Raw genomic sequence first — 19,219 nt, forward strand, 5'->3', positions numbered from 1 at the left:
TCTATGCTCGGAGATTCTCGGCGACACGTAGTAGCCGCAAGGCTAATTTTTCTGTATTAGGAGCGTCTAGCCCATGAGTATGCAGGACCCGTTAGCGGACATGCTAACTCGAATCCGTAATGCCCAGATGGCTGAAAAGTCCGTCGTAAGCATGCCATCTTCCACGTTGAAGGTAGCTGTTGCCAAAGTCCTGAAGGACGAAGGTTACATCGCGGGTTATCAGATCAGCAGCGAAACCAAACCACTGCTGTCTATCGAGCTGAAATACTTCGAAGGCCGTCCGGTTATCGAAGAAGTGAAGCGCGTTAGCCGTCCAGGTCTGCGTCAGTACAAGTCCGTCGAAGATCTGCCGAAAGTTCGTGGCGGTCTCGGTGTGTCTATCGTCTCCACCAACAAAGGTGTGATGACTGATCGTGCTGCGCGCGCTGCCGGTGTCGGCGGCGAAGTTCTTTGCACTGTGTTCTAAGGGGGGATAAGCATGTCTCGCGTCGCTAAGAACCCCGTTAAGCTGCCAGCCGGTGTCGAAGTAAAATTCGCAGGCCAACAGCTTTCGGTGAAGGGTGCCAAGGGCACTCTCGAACTGAACATCCATTCGTCCGTTGAGATCGTTGAAGAGGCTGGTGAGCTGCGTTTTGCTGCTCGCAATGGCGATCAACAGACTCGCGCAATGGCTGGTACCACTCGTGCGTTGGTAAACAACATGGTCCAAGGCGTAAGCCAAGGCTTCGAGCGCAAGCTCCAGCTGGTCGGTGTTGGTTACAAAGCGCAAGCAAAAGGCACAGTGCTGAACCTGGCTCTTGGCTTCTCGCATCCAGTGGATTACGAACTGCCGGAAGGCATCACCGCTGAGACTCCTAGCCAGACCGATATCCTGATCAAGGGCATCGACAAGCAGCTGGTAGGTCAAGTGGCCGCCGAGATCCGCGACTTCCGTCCACCAGAGCCGTACAAAGGCAAAGGTGTGCGCTACGCGGACGAAGTCGTCCGTCGTAAAGAAGCCAAGAAGAAGTAGGGCATAGCAAATGACCGACAAAAAAGTTACTCGACTGCGTCGCGCTCGCAAAGCACGCCTGAAAATGCACGAACTCGAAGTCGTGCGTCTCTGCGTGTTCCGCTCTTCGCAGCACATCTACGCCCAGGTCATTTCGGCCGACGGCAACAAAGTCCTGGCAAGCGCCTCGACTTTGGATAAAGAACTGCGTGATGGCGCCACTGGCAACATCGACGCGGCCACTAAGGTTGGCCAGCTGGTCGCTACGCGTGCTAAGGCCGCTGGCGTCTCGCAGGTGGCTTTCGACCGCTCTGGCTTCAAGTACCACGGCCGCGTTAAAGCGCTGGCTGATGCTGCTCGTGAAGCTGGGCTGGAGTTCTAAGTTATGTCAAATAACGACCAAAAGCGCGACGAAGGCTACATCGAGAAGCTGGTTCAAGTTAACCGCGTAGCCAAAACCGTTAAAGGCGGCCGTATCTTCACTTTCACCGCGTTGACCGTGGTTGGTGATGGTAAAGGGCGTGTTGGCTTCGGCCGTGGCAAGTCGCGTGAAGTGCCTGCTGCGATCCAGAAGGCAATGGAAGCTGCTCGCCGCAACATGATCCAGGTTGATCTGAACGGCACCACTCTGCAGTACGCAATGAAGTCCGCTCACGGCGCTTCGAAGGTGTACATGCAGCCTGCTTCTGAAGGTACCGGTATCATCGCTGGCGGCGCTATGCGTGCCGTTCTCGAAGTTGCTGGCGTTCAGAACGTTCTGGCCAAGTGCTACGGCTCGACTAACCCGGTAAACGTGGTTCACGCCACTTTCAAAGGTTTGAAAGCTATGCAGTCTCCTGAATCCATTGCCGCCAAGCGTGGCAAAAGCGTCAAGGAGATCTTCTGATCATGGCTACCGTTAAAGTTACGCTGATCAAAAGCATGACCGGCCGCATCCCTAACCACAAACTGTGCGTTAAGGGTCTGGGTCTGCGTCGCATCGGTCACACTGTAGAAGTCCAGGATACTCCCGAGAATCGCGGGATGATCAACAAGGCTTACTACATGCTGCGTGTCGAGGGTTAATCGATGAAACTCAATGATCTGAGTCCAGCGCCGGGTTCCCGTCGCGAAAAGCATCGTCCGGGCCGTGGTATCGGTAGTGGTTTGGGTAAGACTGGTGGCCGTGGTCACAAAGGTCAGACTTCCCGCTCCGGTGGCACCATTGCTCCAGGCTTTGAAGGCGGTCAACAGCCGCTGCATCGTCGCCTGCCGAAGTTCGGTTTTGTTTCCCTGAAGGCCATGGATCGCGCAGAAGTGCGTCTGTCCGAGCTGGCTAAAGTGGAAGGCGACATCGTCACCGTGCAGTCCCTGAAAGATGCCAACGTGATCAACGTCAACGTACAGCGTGTGAAAATCATGCTGTCCGGTGAAGTGACTCGCGCTGTCACTATCGGCAAGGGAATCGGCGCCACCAAAGGTGCGCGTGCGGCTATCGAAGCAGCTGGCGGCAAGTTCGAGGAATAAATGGCTAAGCAAGGTGCTCTCTCTGCGCTCGGCAAAGGCGGTATGTCTGAACTCTGGGCTCGTCTGCGTTTTCTGTTCCTGGCGATTATCGTCTACCGAATAGGCGCACACATCCCGGTTCCAGGTATCAACCCGGACCGTCTCGCGGACCTGTTTCGACAGAATGAGGGGACCATTCTTAGCTTGTTCAACATGTTTTCCGGCGGCGCGCTGGAACGGATGAGTATCTTTGCATTGGGGATCATGCCGTACATTTCGGCATCGATCATCATGCAGCTGATGACCGCCGTCAGCCCGCAGCTGGAGCAGTTGAAGAAGGAAGGTGAAGCTGGCCGTCGCAAGATCAGCCAGTACACCCGCTACGGCACTGTCGTCCTCGCTCTCGTTCAGGCCATTGGCATGTCCATTGGTCTGGCGGGGCAGGGCGTAGCGTTCACTGGTGACTTTGGCTTCCATTTCGTCGCGGTATCCACTTTTGTGGCTGGTGCGATGTTCATGATGTGGCTGGGTGAGCAGATTACTGAGCGTGGTGTTGGCAACGGTATCTCGATGTTGATTTTTTCGGGTATCGTCGCCGGTCTTCCGAGAGCGATCGGGCAGTCTTTCGAGTCTGCACGTCAGGGTGATATCAACATCTTCGCCCTGGTTGCCATCGGTTTGCTGGCAGTAGCGATTATCGGTTTCGTGGTGTTCATTGAGCGTGGTCAGCGTCGTATTGCTGTTCACTACGCCAAGCGTCAGCAGGGCCGGAAGGTCTTCGCTGCGCAGACCAGCCACTTGCCGCTGAAGGTGAACATGGCCGGTGTTATTCCGGCTATTTTCGCGAGCAGCATTTTGCTGTTCCCGGCTTCGTTGGGTGCCTGGTTCGGTCAGTCTGAAGGTATGGGCTGGTTGCAGGACATCTCGCAGTCGATCGCTCCTGGTCAGCCGTTGAATATTCTGCTGTTTAGTGCAGGGATTATTTTCTTCTGCTTCTTCTATACGGCGTTGATGTTCAATCCGAAAGACGTAGCGGAAAACCTGAAGAAGTCCGGTGCCTTTATTCCGGGCATCCGTCCAGGTGAGCAGTCTGCGCGCTACATTGATGGCGTTCTGACTCGCTTGACCATGTTCGGTGCTCTTTACATGACGGCCGTCTGCCTGTTGCCCCAGTTCCTGGTGGTTGCAGCCAACGTTCCGTTCTACCTTGGCGGGACCTCGTTGCTGATCGTGGTCGTGGTTGTGATGGACTTCATGTCCCAAGTACAATCGCACCTCGTTTCGCACCAGTACGAATCCCTGATGAAGAAAGCCAACCTGAAGGGTTACGGCAGCGGCATGTTGCGCTGAGTACCCATAAGGTTCGAGGAGTTGGTGATGAAAGTTCGTGCATCGGTGAAAAAGCTGTGCCGTAACTGCAAGATTATTCGCCGCGAAGGTGTTGTTCGAGTAATTTGCAGCGCGGAACCGCGTCACAAACAGCGCCAAGGCTGAGTGTGATTGTGCTTCAAGCCCGGCAGCTAGTGCGCTGCCGGGTTGATTATTTGTTATTACAGCGATATTATCTCGCGCCCTATTTCTTGGCTTCCGGGGCGTAGGTAGCTGTCAATTGGAGTCCCACTGAATGGCCCGTATTGCAGGCGTTAACATTCCAGATAACAAGCATACTGTTATCTCGCTGACCTACATCTATGGTGTTGGTCGCACTACTGCACAGAAAATTTGTGCAGATACTGGGGTAAACCCAGCAGCAAAGATCAAGGATCTGAGCGACGAGCAAATTGAACAGCTGCGTGGCGAAGTGGCGAAGTTCACCACTGAAGGTGACCTGCGTCGCGAAATCAACATGAAAATCAAGCGCTTGATGGACCTCGGTTGCTATCGCGGTCTGCGTCATCGTCGTGGTCTGCCAGTACGCGGTCAGCGTACCAAGACCAACGCGCGTACCCGTAAAGGTCCGCGTAAGCCGATCCGCAAGTAATCGCCCCAGCGAATCGACAGGAAATTAATCATGGCAAAACCTGCTGCTCGTCCTCGTAAAAAAGTTAAAAAGACAGTGGTTGATGGCATCGCCCACATCCATGCATCTTTTAACAACACCATCGTGACCATTACCGACCGTCAAGGTAACGCTCTTTCCTGGGCTACCTCCGGTGGTACGGGTTTCCGCGGTTCCCGCAAGTCCACCCCGTTTGCCGCTCAAGTAGCTGCTGAACGTGCTGGTCAAGCTGCGCTGGAATACGGCCTGAAAAACCTCGACGTAAACGTCAAAGGTCCAGGTCCAGGTCGTGAATCCGCAGTCCGCGCTTTGAACGGCTGTGGCTACAAGATCGCCAGCATCACCGACGTGACGCCAATCCCGCACAACGGGTGCCGTCCGCCGAAGAAGCGCCGCGTGTAATCCAGGAGATTGTAAAGAATGGCTCGTTACATTGGTCCAAAATGCAAACTCGCTCGTCGCGAAGGCACCGATCTCTTCCTGAAGAGCGGCGTGCGCGCGATCGAATCGAAGTGCAACATTGAAGCAGCACCTGGTATCCACGGCCAACGCCGCGGTCGCCAGTCCGATTACGGCACCCAACTGCGTGAAAAGCAGAAGGTCCGTCGTATCTACGGCGTTCTCGAGCGTCAATTCAGCGGCTACTACAAAGAAGCTGCTGGCAAGAAAGGCGCAACTGGCGAAAACCTGTTGCAACTGCTCGAATGCCGTCTGGACAACGTTGTATACCGTATGGGCTTTGGTTCGACTCGTGCCGAATCCCGTCAGCTGGTATCGCACAAGTCGATCAGCGTAAACGGTCAAACCGTTAACGTTCCGTCCTACCAGGTTCGTGCTGGTGACGTGGTTGCTGTTCGCGAGAAAGCAAAAAACCAACTTCGCATTGTCCAAGCTCTCGATCTGTGTGCCCAACGTGGCCGCGTAGAATGGGTAGAAGTAGACACTGAGAAGAAGTCGGGCGTTTTCAAGAACGTTCCAGCTCGCAGTGATCTGTCCGCCGACATCAACGAAAGCCTGATTGTCGAGCTCTACTCCAAGTAAGGGCTAGAAAATAGGTGCATCCATGCAGATTTCGGTAAATGAGTTCCTGACACCCCGCCACATTGATGTGCAGGTTGTCAGTCCAACCCGCGCCAAGATCACTCTCGAGCCTCTCGAGCGTGGTTTTGGCCACACCCTGGGCAACGCGCTGCGCCGCATCCTGTTGTCCTCAATGCCCGGCTGTGCAGTAGTCGAGGCCGAGATTGACGGTGTGCTCCACGAGTACAGCGCCATCGAAGGTGTACAGGAAGACGTAATTGAAATCCTGTTGAACCTTAAAGGTCTGGCTATCAAGCTGCACGGCCGTGACGAAGTTACGCTGACCTTGTCGAAGAAGGGTTCGGGGGTGGTTACCGCTGCCGATATTCAGCTGGATCATGATGTCGAGATCGTTAACCCCGATCACGTAATCGCTAACCTGGCGTCTAACGGCGCCCTGAACATGAAGCTCGTTGTAGCTCGTGGTCGTGGTTATGAACCGGCAGACTCGCGTCAGAGCGATGAAGACGAAAGCCGCAGCATCGGTCGCTTGCAGCTTGACTCTTCGTTCAGCCCGGTTCGCCGTATCGCATACGTGGTGGAAAACGCCCGTGTCGAGCAGCGTACTAACCTGGACAAGCTGGTTATTGATCTGGAAACCAACGGTACTCTGGATCCTGAAGAGGCTATCCGCCGCGCCGCAACCATCCTGCAACAGCAGTTGGCTGCGTTCGTCGACCTCAAGGGTGACAGCGAACCAGTGGTAATCGAGCAAGAAGACGAGATCGATCCGATCCTGCTTCGCCCGGTTGACGATCTGGAACTGACTGTACGTTCGGCTAACTGCCTTAAGGCGGAAAACATTTACTACATCGGCGACCTGATTCAGCGTACCGAAGTAGAACTGTTGAAGACTCCGAACCTTGGCAAGAAATCCTTGACTGAAATCAAGGACGTTCTGGCCTCCCGCGGTCTGTCCCTCGGCATGCGCCTCGACAACTGGCCGCCTGCAAGTCTTAAGAAGGACGACAAGGCGACTGCCTGATCGTCGTAATCACCGAACGTAGTGTTTGGTAAGGAATGAACCATGCGTCATCGTAAAAGTGGTCGTCACCTCAGCCGCACCAGCTCGCACCGCAAGGCCATGTTCCAGAACATGGCGGTGTCGCTGTTCGAGCACGAGCTGATCAAAACTACTCTGCCAAAAGCCAAAGAACTGCGCCGCGTTGCTGAGCCGCTGATCACTCTGGCCAAGACAGACAGCCTGGCTAACCGCCGTCTGGCTTTCGACCGTACTCGTTCGAAAGCTATCGTTGGTAAGCTCTTCAACGACCTGGGCAAGCGTTACGCTACCCGTGAGGGTGGCTACCTGCGCATCCTCAAGTGCGGTTTCCGCGCTGGCGACAACGCGCCTATGGCGTACGTCGAGTTGGTTGATCGTGCTGTCGGCGGTGAAGCTGTATCCGCTGAGTAAGACGTCAGTCTGAAACAAGAAACCGGGCCTAGCGCCCGGTTTTTTGTGCCTGTTAGAAATGCGCTCTACGTACAAGCTTCAAACCTTCCCGGTCGGCACTATATCCGTAGGTTGATCATTAGTAATTTTCTATCGATGTCAGCAAGTTAATGAATTTGTTGCTGTCATGATGATGATCAATACTCCCTCCAAGCCGATTCGCCGGCAGTTCAAGACTGACAAAGGAAGAGACGCATGAGCCAGAACAAAACACTTACAACCGCCAGTGGCGCTCCTGTCGCCGACAACCAGAATTCTCGCTCCGCCGGCCCTCGTGGTCCTCTGTTGCTCGACGATTTCCACCTGATCGAGAAGCTTGCACACTTCAACCGTGAAAACATTCCAGAGCGTCGTGTTCACGCCAAAGGCTCGGGTGCTTACGGCACATTTACTGTGACGCGTGACATCACTCGCTACACCAGCGCCAAGCTGTTCGAAGCAGTGGGCAAACAAACGCCAACATTTCTACGTTTTTCCACCGTGGGCGGTGAGCGAGGGTCCGCTGATACCGAGCGCGACCCTCGTGGCTTTGCGTTGAAGTTCTACACCGAGGAAGGTAATTGGGACATCGTTGGCAACAACACCCCAGTGTTTTTCATCCGCGATCCGCTGAAATTCCCGGACTTCATCCATACGCAAAAGCGTTTGCCGCAAAGCAACCTCAAAAGTGCGCAGGCGATGTGGGACTTCTGGTCGTATTCGCCCGAGGCATTGCATCAGATCACCATTCTGTTTTCGGACCGGGGCATTCCTGATGGCTATCGTCATATGCACGGCTTTGGCAGCCATACCTATAGCCTGATCAGCGCCACAGGCGAGCGTCATTGGGTGAAATGGCACTACAAGACTCTGCAGGGGATCAAGAACCTGGCACCGGCGGAAGCAGCGCGCCTTGCCGGTACTGACCCGGATTACGCCCAACGGGACCTGTTCAACGCTATCGAGCGTGGTGACTTTCCAAAATGGCGTGTGTGCATCCAGATCATGACTGAGGCTCAAGCCGCCGCGCATTATGAGAACCCATTCGACGTGACCAAAACCTGGTCGCAGAAAGAATTCCCGTTGATTGAAGTCGGTGAACTGGAGCTCAATCGCAATCCGCTCAATTACTTCGCGGAGGTCGAGCAAGCGGCCTTTGGTCCGAGCAACATGGTGCCAGGCGTCGGTCTGTCGCCAGACCGAATGCTGCAAGGCCGCGTATTCGCTTACGCGGATGCTCACCGCTACCGTGTCGGTACCAACCATCAGCAATTGCCGGTGAATGCGCCGCGCAGCCCGGTTAACAGCTATCAGCGCGATGGTTCGATGGCGTTGGGTTCCAATGGCGGCGCGGCACCGAACTACGAACCGAACAGTTATGTCGATTCCCCGAAGCAGGCTCCTCGTTACGCTGAGCCCGCTTTACCGTTGAACGGTTCGGCTGATCGCTACGATCATCGTGAAGATACCGATTATTACAGCCATGCCGGTGCGCTGTTTCGCTTGATGAGTGACGAGCAGCGTGCGTTATTGGTGAGCAACATCGCCGGCGCGATGGCAGGTGTATCAAGTGATGTAGTTGATCGCCAGTTGCAGCATTTCTTCAAGGCCGATCCGGCGTATGGAGAAGCAATCGCAAAGCAGCTCAACGTACAGCTTAACGTAGTCTAAATGCGAAGCAGAACCGCCCTTGATTGGGCGGTTTTTGCGTTAATTAAGCCGCTTTTCTCAGAATATCTTCGCTTTTATTGCGTAATCGAGTGACCTGCCAAGCGGGTTGGTTCAAACTACAGACTTTCAAGCAGGGAGATGTAGGGCGATGCAAGGCCACCCAGACGTTATCGATTACCTCAACACGTTGCTGACCGGCGAACTGGCCGCGCGTGATCAATATTTCGTCCATTCGCGGATGTATGAGGACTGGGGATTCACCAAGCTCTACGAACGTATCAATCATGAAATGGAAGAAGAAGCCGGGCATGCCGATGCGCTGATGCGTCGGATCCTGATGCTGGAAGGCACGCCACGCATGCGTCCGGATGATCTTGATGTGGGCACCACAGTGCCTGAGATGCTTGAGGCTGATCTGCGTCTTGAGTACAAGGTCCGTGCAGCGCTGTGCAAAGGCATCGAGCTGTGCGAGCAACACAAGGACTACGTCAGTCGCGAGATCTTGCGTGTTCAGCTCAATGACACCGAAGAAGATCACACCTACTGGCTGGAAAAGCAGTTGGGTCTCATCAAGTTGATCGGTCTCGAGAACTACCTGCAATCGCACACCTGATGGCGGCGTATATAAAAAAGCCCCTGTCACTGATGAAGTGACAGGGGCTTTTTCTTGACCCGTGTCTCAGGCCCGATCGCGTTCCAGCAGCGGTTTCAGGTAGAAGCCGGTATGAGACTGTTTCATCTCTGCAACTTCCTCCGGTGTGCCGACGGCAATGATTTGGCCGCCCTTGGAGCCGCCTTCCGGCCCCAGGTCCACCAACCAGTCAGCGGTCTTGATCACATCCAGGTTGTGCTCGATCACCACAACCGTGTTGCCGTGGTCGCGCAGTCTGTGCAACACGTCGAGCAATTGCTGGATATCTGCAAAGTGCAGGCCCGTGGTCGGCTCGTCGAGGATGTACAGGGTTTTGCCTGTGTCGCGCTTGGACAGCTCGCGGGACAGTTTCACCCGTTGTGCTTCGCCACCAGACAGCGTGGTCGCTGATTGCCCCAGCTTGATGTACGACAGGCCCACATCCATCAGCGTCTGCAGCTTGCGCGCCAGAGCCGGTACGGCGTCGAAGAACTCCCGCGCTTCCTCGATGGTCATCTCGAGGGTTTCGTGGATGCTCTTGCCCTTGTACTTGATCTCCAGGGTTTCGCGGTTGTAGCGCTTGCTCTTGCACACATCACAAGGAACGTAGATGTCCGGCAGGAAGTGCATCTCTACCTTGATCAGGCCATCGCCCTGGCATGCTTCGCAGCGTCCGCCCTTCACGTTGAAGGAGAAGCGCCCCGGCCCGTAACCACGGGAGCGGGATTCCGGCACGCCGGCGAACAGCTCGCGAATCGGCGTGAACAACCCGGTGTAGGTCGCCGGGTTGGAACGCGGCGTACGACCAATCGGGCTCTGGTCGATATCGACGACTTTATCCAGATGCTCCAGACCCTTGATGCTGTCATGAGCGGCCGCTTCAAGTGTGGTTGCGCCGTTGAGTGCCGTGGCGCTCAGAGGAAACAGCGTGTTGTTGATCAGGGTCGATTTGCCTGAGCCGGATACACCGGTCACACAGGTCAGCAGGCCGATCGGAATCTCGAGGTCGACGTTGCGCAAGTTGTTGCCGCGAGCGCCCTTGAGCGATATCGACAGCTTCTTGTTGCGCGGCGTGCGTTTGGCCGGCACTTCGATCTTCACCCGACCCGACAGGTACTTGCCCGTCAGCGAGTCTGGGTGAGCCATGACCTCGGCCGGCGTGCCTTCGGCGACGATATGCCCGCCATGAACCCCGGCGCCCGGGCCGATATCCACCACGTAGTCCGCCAGGCGAATCGCGTCTTCGTCGTGCTCGACCACAATCACTGTGTTGCCGATGTCCCGCAGATGCTTGAGGGTGCCGAGCAACCGGTCGTTGTCGCGCTGGTGCAAGCCAATCGACGGCTCGTCGAGGATGTAGAGAACGCCGACCAGGCCGGCACCGATCTGACTGGCCAGGCGAATACGCTGGGCCTCACCACCGGACAAGGTGTCGGCGCTGCGATCCAGCGACAGGTAATCAAGGCCGACGTTAACCAGGAACTGCAGGCGCTCGCGGATTTCCTTGAGGATCTTGTCAGCGATTTCCCCACGACGTCCGGTCAGCTTGAGCTCGCCGAAGTAGTCGCAAGCATCGCCGATGGGGAGGTTGGTCACCGCGGGCAGGGTTTTCTCGCCGACCCATACATGCCGCGCCTCACGCCGCAGACGGGTGCCGCGGCAATCCGGGCAGGCCTGGGTGCTGAGGAACTTGGCCAGCTCTTCGCGCACCGAAGCCGATTCGGTTTCGCGGTAGCGGCGTTCCAGGTTCGGCACGATGCCTTCGAACGGGTGCGAACGTTTGACGATGTCGCCACGGTCGTTCAGGTACTTGAAGTCGACGTTTTGCGAGCCACTGCCGTGCAGGATGAATTTCTGCTGATCGCCGGGCAGTTCGTTGAACGGCACTTCGAGGCTGAATTTGTAGTGCGAGGCCAGCGAGCCGAGCATCTGGAAGTAATAGACGTTGCGCCGGTCCCAGCCGCGAATCGCGCCTTCGGCCAGAGTAAGCTCGCCATTGACCAGTCGCTTGACGTCGAAAAACTGCTTCACGCCCAGGCCATCACACGTCGGGCAGGCGCCGGCCGGGTTGTTGAAAGAAAACAGCTTGGGTTCGAGTTCGCTGATGGCGTGGCCGCAAATCGGGCAGGCGAAGCGCGCGGAGAAGATCATCTCTTCACCCGGCTCGTCGTCCATCGGTGCCACCAGGGCGATGCCGTCCGCCAGCTTTAGCGCCGTCTCGAAGGACTCGGCCAGACGTTGCTGCAGGTCGGCGCGGACCTTGAAGCGGTCGACCACCACATCGATGGAATGCTTCTTTTGTTTGTCGAGCTTGGGCGCTTCATCCAGCTCATACAACTTGCCGTTGATCCGGGCACGCACGAAGCCCTGGGCACGCAGCTCTTCGAACACCGACAGGTGCTCGCCTTTACGCTCGCGAATGACCGGGGCCAACAGCATGAGCTTGCTGCCCTCCGGTTGCGCCAGAACCAGGTCGACCATCTGGCTGACGGTCTGAGCCTCCAGCGGAATATCGTGATCGGGGCAGCGAGGAATGCCTACCCGCGCATAAAGCAGACGCAAGTAGTCGTAGATTTCGGTGATGGTGCCGACCGTCGAGCGCGGGTTGTGCGAGGTCGACTTCTGTTCGATGGAAATGGCCGGCGACAGGCCTTCGATGGTGTCGACATCGGGCTTTTCCATCATCGACAGGAACTGGCGGGCGTAGGCCGACAATGATTCGACGTAGCGGCGCTGGCCTTCGGCGTACAGGGTGTCGAAAGCCAGGGACGACTTGCCGGAGCCGGACAGGCCGGTGATGACGATCAGCTTGTCCCTTGGCAGGGTCAGGTCGATATTCTTCAGGTTGTGGGTTCGAGCCCCACGAATCAGGATCTTGTCCAAAGTGGCCTCGCTTGGCGGGCGTCGAAAACGTAGGAGTATACGGCCAAATACTGGATGGATGCACACTATCAAATGACGGGAGGATTGGCTTACATGAAGAGTCTGTCAGATGAGCGCGTCAAAGCGTCGCGATATACCCCGCCAATCGATGGGACTGGTAGAATCGCCGCCGGTTCACATGAGGTTTTTCCATGCACGATCCCCACAGCGAACGCATGAGTGGCAGCGAGACCCGCGCGGCGAGTGGTCTGGCCCTGGTGTTTGCCTTCCGTATGCTTGGCATGTTCATGGTGTTGCCGGTATTGGCGACCTATGGGATGGACCTGGCGGGAGCGACCCCGGCCCTTATCGGGCTGGCGATTGGCGCTTACGGCCTGACCCAGGCGATTTTCCAGATTCCTTTCGGTTTCATTTCAGACCGCATCGGCCGCCGCCCGGTGATTTACCTCGGTTTGATTATCTTTGCCCTCGGCAGCGTACTGGCGGCCAACGCCGATTCCATCTGGGGCGTGATTGCCGGACGTATCCTGCAAGGTGCCGGGGCGATATCCGCTGCGGTCATGGCCTTGTTGTCAGACCTGACCCGGGAACAGCATCGGACCAAGGCCATGGCCATGATCGGCATGACGATTGGCCTGTCGTTTGCCGTCGCCATGGTGGTCGGGCCGTTGCTGACGCGTGCTTTCGGCCTGAGCGGATTGTTCCTCGCCACGGGCGGCATGGCGCTGTTCGGCATTGTGATCGTGATGTTCATGGTGCCGCGTTCCACCGGGCCGTTGCAGCACCGTGAGTCCGGCGTCGCGCGTCAGGCATTGATTCCGACGCTCAAGCACCCGGACCTGCTGCGCCTGGACCTGGGCATCTTTGTGTTGCACGCGATGTTGATGTCGAGCTTCGTTGCGTTGCCCCTGGCCCTGGTCGAAAAAGCCGGGCTGCCTAAAGAGCAGCACTGGTGGGTGTACCTGACCGCGCTGCTGATTTCCTTCTTCGCCATGATCCCGTTCATTATCTACGGCGAGAAGAAACGCAAAATGAAACGAGTTTTGCTCGGCGCCGTCGTGACGCTGATGTTCACTGAGCTATTCTTCTGGCAGTTCGGCGATAGCTTGCGGGCTCTGGTGATCGGGACGGTGGTGTTCTTCACTGCGTTCAATCTGCTGGAAGCTTCCTTGCCGTCGCTGATCAGCAAGGTTTCACCGGCCGGCGGCAAAGGCACGGCCATGGGGGTGTATTCCACCAGCCAGTTCCTGGGTTCGGCACTGGGCGGCATCCTCGGTGGCTGGTTGTTCCAGCATGGCGGTTTGTCGGTTGTGTTCCTTGGATGCGCGGGTCTGGCTGCCCTCTGGCTGGCCTTTGCTGTTACCATGCGCGAACCTCCCTACGTCACGAGCCTGCGCTTGCCGTTGGCGCCCGAGGCGATCCGCGAAGCGGGTTTGGTTGAGCGCCTGAAGGCGGTCGTAGGGGTAACAGATGCAGTGATCGTCGCTGATGAAGCGGCCATTTACATCAAATTGGACACCGAACTATTGGATCGCACCACCCTTGAGCGCCTGGTGAACAACCCGGCCGAGGCAGCGTGCGTAGCCTATGGCTAAGGGCAATTTAAATTGACCAGAATATGATATTCAAGGGGAATTAAATTTTTCCAATGACTATCAAGGGGAATTATTTTTGTCCGGGTCTTTCGTTATTTCATTATAGTTCCTAGCTTCTTGGTCTGATTTTCGTTCGCTCGTTTTGGCGTTTATAATCTTGCGGAGTCTACAGACCATGAAGAATCGCGGTTTTTTGTATGTCGGTATAACAAAAAAACCGCCGAAACAGACTGTGTGAAATCCTAGCAATCTGTGCAGCGCTCAAAGAAAATGCTCCGTATCGAAAGATACGGAGCATTTTTCGTTATGGCCTACATCCAAGGAGAGTCTCGCAGCCAGACCAGTCTATTCCCGGTCTCGCTGGAAGAGTTGATCCCTGAGGATCACCTCGTTCGGGTCATCGACCTGTACGTCGCCGAGCTGGATTTGGTGCAACTGGGTTTTGACAAAGCGCTTCCCAAGAGCACCGGTCGCCCATCCTATGACCCCGCCGATCAGCTCAAGCTGTACCTCTACGACTATTTCCAGCGGATTCGCTCATCGCGGCGCCTTGAAGCCGAGTGTCAGCGCAATGAAGTGATGTGGCTGATTAACCGACTCAAACCCGACTTCAAGACCATCGCCGACTTTCGTAAAAACAACAAACTCGCCTTTGTGGCGACGTGTCGCGCCTTGCCGCATGGCAGGCCTGATCGCAGGTGACTTGGTGGCCATCGATGGCAGTAAGTTTCAGGCGGTCGCTTCCTCGCGGCGCCAATGAACCTCAAGCAACTCAAGCGTCAGGAAGAGAAGCTGGACAAGCGCATAGCCCAGTATCTGGCGGAACTGGATGAGGCCGACAAGGCCGAGGCGGGAGAGGTGGTTGAAGAGCTTCGAATTCAATTGGGTTCGGATGGCGCAGTCAGGCGGCTAGAGACTCCTCTTCTTCTTGTTGAGAAATGAAAGCTTTGACAATTTTCGGGATTCCAACTTCCAGCTGTGGGTGACGGCCAGATCGTCCGGGCGCTGGCGTCAGTCGGCCCAGCGCGAGATTTCTTTGATACGGTCCGCGGGATACTGATGCATGAAATTGCTCGCGCTCGCAGGGTTAGGCGAGCCACAAGAAAATCGGTACGCGCCATTAGTAACCAAAATTCATTTATGTAGTTATTTTGAGTTAACCACGTGCCCTGAAAGCCTCCCTATAGTCGTTTCCATACACCTGCTGCTCTCCATCTCAGGTGCACAAAAATAAAATTTAATGGGAATGACAATGAATACTTACAAAATTGCTGCTGTACCTGGTGATGGCATTGGCGTTGAAGTAATCGACGCCGGAGTCGAAGTGTTGCAGGCCCTGTCGAAAAAATCCGGCTTTGAACTGGATTTCAAACACTTCGACTGGAACTCGGACAGCTACCTGAAAAACGGTTACTACATCCCCGAAGGCGGCCTGGAAGAACTGAAAACCTTCGATGCCATCTTCTTTGGCGCCGTCGGTGCGCTCAATGTGCCTGATCACATCTCTCTCTGGGGCTTGCGCCTGCCTATCTGCCAGGGCTTCGACCAGTACGCGAATGTGCGTCCGGCTCGCGTCTTACCTGGAGTGAAAAGCCCGCTGCACAATGGTGACCAGATCGACTGGGTGGTAGTGCGGGAAAACTCCGAAGGTGAGTATTCCGGCAACGGCGGTCGCGTGCACCGGGGCCTACCGGAAGAAGTCGCCACCGAGGTCTCGGTATTCACCCGTGCCGGGGTGGAGCGCATCCATCGCTTCGCTTTCGAACTGGCGCAGAGCCGTCCGCGTAAGCACCTGACCATGGTCACCAAGTCCAACGCCCAGCGGCATGGCATGGTGTTGTGGGACGAGATCTTCTATGAAGTCGCCAAGGACTTCCCTGACGTGAAGATCGACAAGGAACTGGTCGACGCGGTGACTACGCGCATGGTGCTCAAGCCGTCGACGCTGGACGTGATCGTCGCCACCAACCTGCACGCCGATATCCTCTCCGACCTAGCCGCTGCCTTGTCCGGCAGCCTGGGCATTGCGCCGACCGCCAACCTCAACCCGTCGCGCAAATTCCCTTCGATGTTCGAACCGATCCACGGCTCGGCCTTCGACATCACTGGCAAAGGTGTCGCCAACCCGATCGCGACCTTCTGGACGGCGGCCATGATGCTTGAACACCTCGGCGAACCAGTCGCGGCCAAGCAGTTGATGTCGGCCATCGAAGCTGTAACCGAAAGCGGCTTGCACACTCCAGATCTCGGCGGGACAGCCACTACCCGCCAAATCACGGACGCCGTGATCAACATCATCAAGCGCTAGGACAGCAAAAGCGATACAGCGTCGCTATAGGTAGTGCGCCTTTTGCGAGGCCACTTGCCCTTTGGATTTCCTGACAACAAATATAAGCAGGTCCCGCTATGAAACGTATCCTAGGAAAGCTCTACGTCCAAGTGTTGATCGCCGTGGTCCTCGGCGCCATTGTTGGCGTGTTGGTACCCGAGACCGGAACCGCCCTAAAGCCGTTTGGTGACGCGTTCATCAAACTAATCAAAATGCTCCTCGCTCCGGTGATCTTTCTGACCGTGGTGACGGGCATCGCCAAAATGGAAAACATGAAAGAGTTGGGGCGTGTCGGCTTTCGCGCGCTGCTCTACTTCGAAGTGGTCTCCACATTGGCGCTGGTAGTCGGTCTAGTCGTGGTCGACGTGTTCAAGCCCGGTGCGGGCATGAACATCGATGTCGCCACACTGGACACTTCCAGCCTGGCCACTTACACCACAGCGGTGAAGCACGCGTCGTTCATGGACTTCATCATGAACATCATCCCCGACACCATCGTCGATGCGTTCGCCAAGGGTAACGTGCTGCAGATCCTGCTGTTTTCGATTCTGCTCGGCGTGGCCCTGGCCCATGTCGGACCGCGCGGCAAAGTGTTCGTCGACACCCTGGACAGCCTGATGCAGGGCATGTTCCGCATCGTCAACATGGTCATGCGCCTGGCTCCCATCGGTGCGTTCGGCGCTATCGCGTTCACCATCGGCAAATACGGTTTTGGCTCGCTGTTCTCGCTTGGCAAGCTGATGGCTTGTGTGTACCTGACCTGCGCCGTATTCGTGATCTTCGTGCTCGGCCCGATCTGCCGTTACAGTGGCTTCAGCCTGTGGAAGTTCCTCAAGTTCATCAAGGAAGAACTGTTCACCGTGCTGGGCACCAGTTCTTCGGAGTCGGTACTGCCGCAGATGATCTCCAAAATGGAAAAGGCCGGCGTGTCCAAACCCGTGGCGGGGATGGTCATTCCCTCCGGCCTGACCTTCAACCCGGACGGGCAGGCGATCTACTACACCATCGCCGCGATCTTCATTGCCCAGGCAACCAACACACCGCTGACCCTGACCGATCAGCTGATCGTGCTGGCGGTGCTGATGTTCACCTCCAAGGGCTCGGCGGGTGTCACCGGTTCCGGCTTCATCATTCTGGCGGCCACGCTGTCATCCCTTGGCACCATTCCGGTAGCGGGCATGGTGCTCCTCCTAGGTGTCGACCGCTTCATGTCGGAGGCACGTGCGATCACCAATACCATCGGCAACGGCGTCGGCACTATGGCCATTGCCAAATGGGTTGGAGCATTGGACACAGCCAAGATGAACCGTGCCCTGGATGGGAAAGACGAGCCGATTGAGGAGGAGGTCGCAACCAACTCCCCTAGCCGCAGCTTGGAGACTGATATCGCTCGTCCATTGGAAAGACAAGTTGCGCAAGGTTAAATAAAGTTTCCACTTTGCTGCCGGCTCCGTTATGGACCGGCAGCTTTTTTTTCGACTATCAGCCTACATTTTTATAGAATCAAGTTGCTTAAAGCGGTCACTCAAGAAGTCGATCAAGCTGCGCACGCGTGCTGAAAGATGTAATTGCACGGCATATACGCTGCTGGAGTTGGAATATGGTCTTCCATCAATAGGCGCAATCGTCCGCTGCGAACATAACGGGCAATATCCCATTCCGCTCGTAGTAGTAGACCATAACCTGCCAATGCCCAATTAATGGCTGCTTCTCCGTCATTACAACTTAGCGTCCCTCGAACCTTGATACTCTCCATGCGTCCGCTATTATTGAAGCTCCACATGCCATAAGGCGATTCATTCTGGCGAATGAAAATGCAATTGTGGGTTTGCAAGTCAGATACTTTTTTTGGTGTTCCATACTTCTCGATATACAACGGGGACGCGCACAGAAGACGGCGGTTAGAGGCAATCTTGCGGGTGTGAAGTGCTGCGTCGGGCAAGGTGCCAAAACGAATGCCAACGTCGAATCCGTGAGAAGCCAAGTCCAAGGGATGGTCACTAATCTCCAGTTGAATTTCAACTTCGGGATACACGGTGTAGAAGGCAGCGAGTGCGGGACCGATGTGGCGACGGCCGAAACCCAGCGAAGCGTTAACCCGAATCAAGCCTTTAGGGGGGGAGCGGGAGCTGCTGACCAACTGCTCGACCTCATCGATCTGCGCCTGAATACGCGCGATATGCGCATAATAGAGCTCTCCTTCGGGAGTCAAACTCATGGATCGGGTGTTGCGGTTGACTAGCCGCACTCCCAACCTGGATTCCAGAGCCGCAAGCCGTTTACTGATAGCAGGAGGTGTAATGCCAAGCTCTCGAGCAGTTGCGACGAGGTTGCCCTGTTTCGCCAACAGGTGAAAAAAACCCAGGTCTTGTGGGCCGCTCATTCATTACTCCAAGTTAACTAGGTCGTTTTTTAGTTATCAAGCAGATGCAGTGCTCGAAAAGATAAGCGCTCAACATACTCTCGTATCGCACAGTGTCTGAGACTTGCGTTCCAGGGGATTGACTGTCCGGTCATCAGCCGATCACTACCAAAAATTAAAAAAGATAAGCGAGATCAGAGCCAAGGTAGTGTAGGGCAAGTGCTCAACATGAAAATGACACGTTTGAGTGGCTGATATCATTAACCTATAGGACATAGTGAATTAACCTGGAGCGTATTACATGGCTTAGGAAAGCTGATAACTTTAACTGCAAGAAACTTGTTATAGATCTATGCCGTCATCTAGCTCCTTGTGGCGTCGAATCTTTATCATTTACGGACCAGGCTCGGTTCGCTATCAGAACTGAGCCCGTAATCGGACTCGCAAGGTCTAGCGCTAAATCGACCGCTAGAAAATTAAGAGCTAGAACTCAACAAAAACTTATAGCCTTGTTATGCAGTGAGGAGAATAAAAAGTGGAACAAGAATCAGCAGTTGAGACGTTGACCGACGTGTTGGCCAAGTTTACGGCCTATATCGGCAAGCGCCTGCCTACCGACGTGAAGAAAAAGACCGCCCAGTTGCGCGCTGCGGAGACCAATCCGCTGGCCATTGCCGTCTACGACTCCATGGCCGAAAACCAGGACTACGCCGACAAGCTGGACCGCCCCAGCTGCCAGGACACTGGGGTGATTCAGTACT

Annotated in this window: 20 protein-coding genes and 2 pseudogenes; 20 read left to right on the plus strand and 2 right to left on the minus strand. The window is 55.7% G+C overall.

What is annotated here, in order from left to right:
- Nucleotides 1–73: 73 nt before the first annotated feature.
- From rpsH to bfr, 15 genes are all read left to right on the plus strand, one after another.
- On the plus strand, nucleotides 74–466 hold the full coding sequence (gene rpsH / locus F7R06_RS29815) for a 30S ribosomal protein S8 (RefSeq protein ID WP_003228724.1): 393 nt from the start codon (nucleotides 74–76) through the stop codon (nucleotides 464–466).
- 12 nt (nucleotides 467–478) lie between these two features.
- Entirely contained in the window at nucleotides 479–1,012 is a 534-nt protein-coding gene (rplF, locus tag F7R06_RS29820) for a 50S ribosomal protein L6 (protein ID WP_003176412.1), read from the plus strand.
- Between the two features lie 10 nt (nucleotides 1,013–1,022).
- Entirely contained in the window at nucleotides 1,023–1,373 is a 351-nt protein-coding gene (gene rplR, locus F7R06_RS29825; protein ID WP_003186037.1) for a 50S ribosomal protein L18, read from the plus strand.
- Between the two features lie 3 nt (nucleotides 1,374–1,376).
- On the plus strand, nucleotides 1,377–1,877 hold the full coding sequence (rpsE, locus tag F7R06_RS29830; protein WP_003186035.1) for a 30S ribosomal protein S5: 501 nt from the start codon (nucleotides 1,377–1,379) through the stop codon (nucleotides 1,875–1,877).
- A gap of 2 nt (nucleotides 1,878–1,879) precedes the next feature.
- On the plus strand, nucleotides 1,880–2,056 hold the full coding sequence (gene rpmD, locus F7R06_RS29835) for a 50S ribosomal protein L30 (RefSeq protein ID WP_003176408.1): 177 nt from the start codon (nucleotides 1,880–1,882) through the stop codon (nucleotides 2,054–2,056).
- A 3-nt stretch (nucleotides 2,057–2,059) separates the two neighbouring features.
- Nucleotides 2,060–2,497 (plus strand): 50S ribosomal protein L15, encoded by a 438-nt coding sequence (gene rplO, locus F7R06_RS29840; protein WP_003228720.1) that lies wholly within the window; start codon nucleotides 2,060–2,062, stop codon nucleotides 2,495–2,497.
- Complete coding sequence (secY, locus tag F7R06_RS29845) at nucleotides 2,498–3,826, plus strand: preprotein translocase subunit SecY (RefSeq protein ID WP_003228718.1); 1,329 nt, start codon at nucleotides 2,498–2,500, stop codon at nucleotides 3,824–3,826. It begins immediately after the preceding gene.
- 27 nt (nucleotides 3,827–3,853) lie between these two features.
- The gene (gene rpmJ / locus F7R06_RS29850; RefSeq protein WP_002555468.1) at nucleotides 3,854–3,970 is read left to right on the plus strand and encodes a 50S ribosomal protein L36; all 117 of its coding nucleotides are present in this window, start codon (nucleotides 3,854–3,856) and stop codon (nucleotides 3,968–3,970) included.
- 130 nt (nucleotides 3,971–4,100) lie between these two features.
- Nucleotides 4,101–4,457 (plus strand): 30S ribosomal protein S13, encoded by a 357-nt coding sequence (gene rpsM / locus F7R06_RS29855; protein ID WP_008374135.1) that lies wholly within the window; start codon nucleotides 4,101–4,103, stop codon nucleotides 4,455–4,457.
- 30 nt (nucleotides 4,458–4,487) lie between these two features.
- Nucleotides 4,488–4,877 carry a 30S ribosomal protein S11 gene (gene rpsK / locus F7R06_RS29860; protein WP_090325639.1) on the plus strand — a complete coding sequence of 130 codons (390 nt, stop codon included), beginning with the start codon at nucleotides 4,488–4,490 and terminating at the stop codon, nucleotides 4,875–4,877.
- An 18-nt stretch (nucleotides 4,878–4,895) separates the two neighbouring features.
- A complete protein-coding gene (rpsD, locus tag F7R06_RS29865) occupies nucleotides 4,896–5,516 on the plus strand; it encodes a 30S ribosomal protein S4 (RefSeq protein ID WP_003176404.1) in 621 nt (206 codons plus the stop codon).
- Between the two features lie 22 nt (nucleotides 5,517–5,538).
- Nucleotides 5,539–6,540: a DNA-directed RNA polymerase subunit alpha gene (locus F7R06_RS29870; RefSeq protein ID WP_007924176.1), complete on the plus strand. Its 1,002-nt coding sequence runs from the start codon at nucleotides 5,539–5,541 to the stop codon at nucleotides 6,538–6,540.
- Nucleotides 6,541–6,582: 42 nt separating this feature from the next.
- Nucleotides 6,583–6,969 carry a 50S ribosomal protein L17 gene (gene rplQ, locus F7R06_RS29875; protein ID WP_007924175.1) on the plus strand — a complete coding sequence of 129 codons (387 nt, stop codon included), beginning with the start codon at nucleotides 6,583–6,585 and terminating at the stop codon, nucleotides 6,967–6,969.
- Nucleotides 6,970–7,203: 234 nt separating this feature from the next.
- Nucleotides 7,204–8,658 carry a catalase gene (locus tag F7R06_RS29880; RefSeq protein ID WP_090325637.1) on the plus strand — a complete coding sequence of 485 codons (1,455 nt, stop codon included), beginning with the start codon at nucleotides 7,204–7,206 and terminating at the stop codon, nucleotides 8,656–8,658.
- A 148-nt stretch (nucleotides 8,659–8,806) separates the two neighbouring features.
- Nucleotides 8,807–9,271, plus strand: a complete 465-nt coding sequence (bfr, locus tag F7R06_RS29885; RefSeq protein WP_003228714.1) for a bacterioferritin — start codon at nucleotides 8,807–8,809, stop codon at nucleotides 9,269–9,271.
- Nucleotides 9,272–9,337: 66 nt separating this feature from the next.
- Here bfr and uvrA read toward each other — a convergent pair whose 3' ends face one another.
- The gene (uvrA, locus tag F7R06_RS29890) at nucleotides 9,338–12,172 is read right to left on the minus strand and encodes an excinuclease ABC subunit UvrA (protein WP_090325636.1); all 2,835 of its coding nucleotides are present in this window, start codon (nucleotides 12,170–12,172) and stop codon (nucleotides 9,338–9,340) included.
- A 191-nt stretch (nucleotides 12,173–12,363) separates the two neighbouring features.
- Here uvrA and F7R06_RS29895 point away from each other — a divergent pair, with 191 nt between their 5' ends.
- The 4 genes and pseudogenes from F7R06_RS29895 to F7R06_RS29910 all read left to right on the plus strand — a co-directional run bounded on the left by F7R06_RS29895 (nucleotide 12,364) and on the right by F7R06_RS29910 (nucleotide 17,520).
- Entirely contained in the window at nucleotides 12,364–13,767 is a 1,404-nt protein-coding gene (locus F7R06_RS29895; RefSeq protein WP_090325634.1) for an MFS transporter, read from the plus strand.
- Between the two features lie 306 nt (nucleotides 13,768–14,073).
- Nucleotides 14,074–14,649: pseudogene (locus tag F7R06_RS29900) on the plus strand (transposase); the annotation flags it as partial.
- A gap of 370 nt (nucleotides 14,650–15,019) precedes the next feature.
- Entirely contained in the window at nucleotides 15,020–16,075 is a 1,056-nt protein-coding gene (locus F7R06_RS29905) for a tartrate dehydrogenase (RefSeq protein WP_090325632.1), read from the plus strand.
- A gap of 98 nt (nucleotides 16,076–16,173) precedes the next feature.
- On the plus strand, nucleotides 16,174–17,520 hold the full coding sequence (locus F7R06_RS29910) for a dicarboxylate/amino acid:cation symporter (protein WP_090325630.1): 1,347 nt from the start codon (nucleotides 16,174–16,176) through the stop codon (nucleotides 17,518–17,520).
- A gap of 63 nt (nucleotides 17,521–17,583) precedes the next feature.
- On the opposite strand, the pseudogene F7R06_RS29915 reads toward F7R06_RS29910, so the two are convergent.
- A pseudogene (locus F7R06_RS29915) lies at nucleotides 17,584–18,479 on the minus strand (LysR family transcriptional regulator).
- A 514-nt stretch (nucleotides 18,480–18,993) separates the two neighbouring features.
- Here F7R06_RS29915 and F7R06_RS29920 point away from each other — a divergent pair.
- Nucleotides 18,994–19,219, plus strand: a 226-nt coding sequence (locus F7R06_RS29920) for a fumarate hydratase (protein ID WP_212613256.1), incomplete at its 3' end; no start/stop codon positions are given.

This window comes from Pseudomonas moorei (genome assembly GCF_008801475.1).
In the GTDB taxonomy this organism is placed as follows: Bacteria; Pseudomonadota; Gammaproteobacteria; order Pseudomonadales; family Pseudomonadaceae; genus Aquipseudomonas; species Aquipseudomonas moorei.